Origin of the sequence: Streptomyces viridosporus, assembly GCF_002078235.1 — a bacterium.
Taxonomy (GTDB): Bacteria; Actinomycetota; Actinomycetes; order Streptomycetales; family Streptomycetaceae; genus Streptomyces; species Streptomyces viridosporus.
In genome coordinates, this window is sequence record NZ_MSGP01000865.1 from 1 (window position 1) to 207 (window position 207).

The 207-nt window shown below is 73.4% G+C and carries 1 pseudogene; it reads left to right on the top strand.

The features are described from left to right. Positions 1-207 (top strand): annotated as a pseudogene (locus tag B7L92_RS43380) (SpoIIE family protein phosphatase); the annotation flags it as partial.

A 207-nucleotide genomic window follows, 5' to 3' on the forward strand; every position in this document is an offset into this window, starting at 1 on the left:
GCCCCGCCCGGCGCCGAACCCTGGCTGGCCCACGACGCCAACAGCGTCGTCCTGCTTCCCGTCGTCGTCGACGGCACCACCGCCGCCCTGGTCGTCGCCTCCGTCAACGGCGACCGCCCGCCCCTGGGGCAACCCGAGATCAGCCTGCTGCAGACGCTCCTGGAGCGGGCCCACACACCACTGAGCAACGCCCTGGAGTACCAGCGC